The sequence below is a fragment of the Stenotrophomonas capsici genome, assembly GCF_034961085.1.
Lineage (GTDB): Bacteria > Pseudomonadota > Gammaproteobacteria > Xanthomonadales > Xanthomonadaceae > Stenotrophomonas > Stenotrophomonas capsici.
Window position 1 is genome coordinate 12,494 of record NZ_JAYFUH010000258.1, and the last position, 3,650, is coordinate 16,143.

3 protein-coding genes are annotated in these 3,650 nt (G+C 66.6%); 1 reads left to right on the forward strand and 2 read right to left on the reverse strand.

Going from position 1 to position 3,650, the window contains the following annotated elements:
• A partial coding sequence (speE, locus tag VA603_RS18450; RefSeq protein WP_323439700.1) for a polyamine aminopropyltransferase occupies positions 1 to 634 on the reverse strand: 634 nt, incomplete at its 3' end.
• A gap of 238 nt (positions 635 to 872) precedes the next feature.
• On the opposite strand from speE, the gene speA reads away from it, so the two are divergent.
• Positions 873 to 2,762, forward strand: coding sequence for an arginine decarboxylase (gene speA / locus VA603_RS18455; RefSeq protein ID WP_132862602.1), 1,890 nt, complete (start codon positions 873 to 875; stop codon positions 2,760 to 2,762).
• 129 nt (positions 2,763 to 2,891) lie between these two features.
• Here speA and VA603_RS18460 read toward each other — a convergent pair.
• Positions 2,892 to 3,650 (reverse strand): OsmC family protein (locus VA603_RS18460; protein ID WP_323439701.1); only part of this gene is annotated, 759 nt, incomplete at its 5' end.

Sequence of the window (3,650 nt, forward strand, 5' to 3'; positions counted from 1 at the left end):
CCATTTCCGCGCGCATATCCTTGATCAGGTCCAGCAGCGCCAGCGGCGACTCGCTCTGCTGCACCAGCAGGCCGTCGTCCTTCAGGGCGCGGAAGCAGCTTTCGAAGAAGGCCTTGTTGAACAGGCCTTCGGCCGGGCCGACCGGGTCGGTGGAGTCCACGATCACCACGTCCACGCTGCCCGGGGCGCAGTTGGCCATGTAGGCCACGCCGTCGTCGAACAGCAGCTCGGCGCGCGCGTCACCGTTGGATTCGCACAGTTCCGGGAAGTACTTCTCGGCCATGCGGGTGACCTGCTCGTCGATGTCGCACTGGGTGGCGCTCTCCACGCCCGGGTGCTTGAGCACCTCGCGCAGGGTGCCGCAGTCGCCGCCGCCGATGATCACCACGCGCTTGGGCGCGGTGTGGGTGAACAGCACCGGGTGGCTGATCATCTCGTGGTAGAAGAAGTTGTCCTTGGTGGTCAGCATCATGGCGCCGTCGATGACCATCAACTTGCCCCAGTCGGTGCTGTCGTAGATCTCGATCTTCTGGAACGGCGACTGCACTTCGTCCAGCTTGCCGGTGATGCGGAAACCAATGGCCGAGCCGGTCGGCTGGAAGTGTTCGATGAACCAGTTTTCGTTGGAGGTCATTGCAATATCCCTAGGAGGAGTGGGCTGTTCCTTCTCCCCCGGGAGAAGGTGGCGCGGAGCGCCGGATGAGGGTACGGGTGAAACCTGCTGAATCTGGGACTTGGCCGTACCCTCACCCCCAACCCCTCCCCGGAGGGGGAGGGGAGCAAAGGCGCGGGCGCGGATTGTAACGGACCGGTGCCCCGCTGGCGTTAGAATGCGCGTCCTTATTTATCCACAGCCGAGAGTTGCTACGCCGATGAGCGATTGGTCCCTCGAACAGGCCCGCAAGACCTATTCGATCCCGCACTGGTCCGATGGTTATTTTGACGTCGATGCCGCAGGGCATGTCGTGGTCCGCCCCGCCGGTAGCGCGGGCGTCACCGTTTCCCTGCCGCAGATCGTCGATTCGGCCCGTGCCGCAGGCGCCAAGTTGCCGCTGCTGGTGCGCTTCCCGGACATCCTGGGCGAGCGCCTGGGCAAGCTGCAGGCGGCCTTCGCCCAGGCCCAGGCGGACTGGGACTATGCCGGCGGCTATACCGCGGTGTACCCGATCAAGGTCAACCAGCACCGTGGCGTGGCCGGCACCCTGGCCAGCCACCACGGCGAGGGCTTCGGCCTGGAAGCCGGCTCCAAGCCGGAACTGATGGCGGTGCTGGCGCTGAGCCGGCCGGGCGGGCTGATCGTCTGCAACGGCTACAAGGACCGCGAATACATCCGCCTGGCGCTGATCGGCCGCAAGCTCGGCCTGCAGACCTACATCGTCATCGAGAAGCCCTCCGAGCTGAAGCTGGTGCTGGAGGAGTCCAAGGCGCTGGACGTGAAGCCGGGCCTGGGCGTGCGCATGCGCCTGGCCTCGCTGGGCGCCGGCAAGTGGCAGAACAGCGGCGGCGACAAGGCCAAGTTCGGGCTGTCGCCGCGCCAGCTGCTGGACCTGTGGAAGTCGCTGCGTGACACCGAGTACGCCGATTGCCTGAACCTGCTGCACTTCCACATGGGCAGCCAGATCAGCAACGTGCGCGACATCGCCAACGGCATGCGCGAGGCTACCCGCTACTTCGTCGAGCTCTCGCGCCTGGGCGCGAAGATCAGCCACGTCGACGTCGGCGGCGGCCTGGGCATCGACTACGAAGGCACCCGCTCGCGCAGCTACTGCTCGATCAACTACGGCCTGAACGCCTATGCCAGCAACATCGTGCAGCCGCTGGCCGAGGCCTGCGAGGAACACGGGCTGACCCCGCCGCGCATCGTCACCGAGTGTGGCCGCGCGATGACTGCCCACCACGCGGTGCTGATCGCCAACGTGTCCGAAGTGGAGCAGGCCGCCGAAGGTCGCATCCCCGAGGCGCACGACGATGAGCCGGCCGCGGTCCGCCACCTGCGCGAGATCCATGACGAGCTGGACCAGCGTCCGGCGGTGGAGCTGTTCCAGGAGGCCCAGCACTTCCACGCCGAAGGCCTGAGCGCCTATGCGTTGGGCCAGATCGACCTGCCGCAGCGGGCGCGCATCGACGACCTGTTCTACGCCATCGCCCACGGCGTGCGTGCGCGCCTGAGCTACGACGAGAAGAGCCACCGCCCGGCGCTTGATGAGTTGAACGAGCGCCTGGTCGACAAATACTTCGTCAACTTCAGCGTGTTCGAGTCGATCCCCGATGCCTGGGCCATCGACCAGGTGTTCCCGATCGTGCCGATCGAACGCCTGAACGAGCGCCCGGACCGCCGCGGCGTGATCGCCGACATGACCTGCGACTCCGACGGCATGGTCAAGACCTACGTCGAGAACGAGAGCCTGGACAGCTCGCTGCCGCTGCACGCGGTACGCCACGGCGAGAGCTACCGCATCGGCTTCTTCCTGGTCGGCGCCTACCAGGAAATCCTCGGCGACATCCACAACCTGTTCGGCGATACCGACGCGGTGGAAGTGGTGGCCGACGCCGATGGTTACTCGATCACCCAGCAGCGTCGCGGTGACACCACCGACGTGATGCTGGACTACGTGGGCTACAAGCTCGACGACCTGCGCGCGGCCTACAAGCAGCGCGTGGCCGCGGCCAACCTGTCGGCCGAGCGTGCCGCCGAGCTGGATGCCGCGCTGGAAGCGGGCCTGACCGGCTACACCTACCTGTCGGACGAACCGCTGGGCTGAGCCCGGTGGTGGATGCGCCCCTCTCCCGCGTGCGGGAGGGGGGCTTTTTCGTTTGCGGCATCCGACCCAAAGAAAACGGCGGCTTGCGCCGCCGTTCGCATTGCATCGCGATGCTCCTGCAGTACCGCCTCAGCCGCCCTTGTAGGCGCCGTGGACGATGCTGCCTTCCAGCGTCTGCTCATCCTTGACCAGGTTGTACAGCGGGCAGGTTTCCTCGACCGCGTCGCGCAGTGCCAGGATCTCCTGTTCCGACGCCGGCGACTCGATCCGTGCGGTGTAGCGGATGTTGTGGAAGCGCGCCGGGCCGCTCACGTTCCTGCCGAAGCGCGGGCTGAGATCGGCGTCGGCGGTGACTTCCAGCGAATCCAGCAGCACGTTGCGCGCACCGGCCTGCACTTCAAAGATATGCGTGGGGCAGGTGGTGGTGACGCCGATCAGGTGTTCCTCGGCGGTCGGCGCCAGTCCGTAGCCGAGCAGGCCGGGCGCGCTGTCATGCAGCTGCAGGTGGTAGCCGTCCTTGCCGATGAACACCTGGCGCAGGCCGGTGTGCGGCTCGACGTGCGCGCGCGCGACCAGCGTTTCGGGGTTGGCCGGCGTGCCCGACGCGGCTTCGCGCTGCTTGGCGAGCACGGCCGGGCGCTTCTCCTGGGTGATGAAATCGCGCAGGCCTGGCGGCAGGTTCGGGTCACGCGTGGCCGGGGTCTGGATGTACTCCACTTCGATGCGGCTGATCGGCTGCGCCTGCGTCACCAGGTTGATCGCCGAGGATTGCTCGTGGACGCTGCGCTTGAGCGCCTGCAGCTGCGCATCGGTGGCCGGCGAGTCGATGTAGGCCACGTAGGAAAGGTTGTTCGGGTAGCTCAGGTTGGCGCTCTTGCGCTTGGGGAT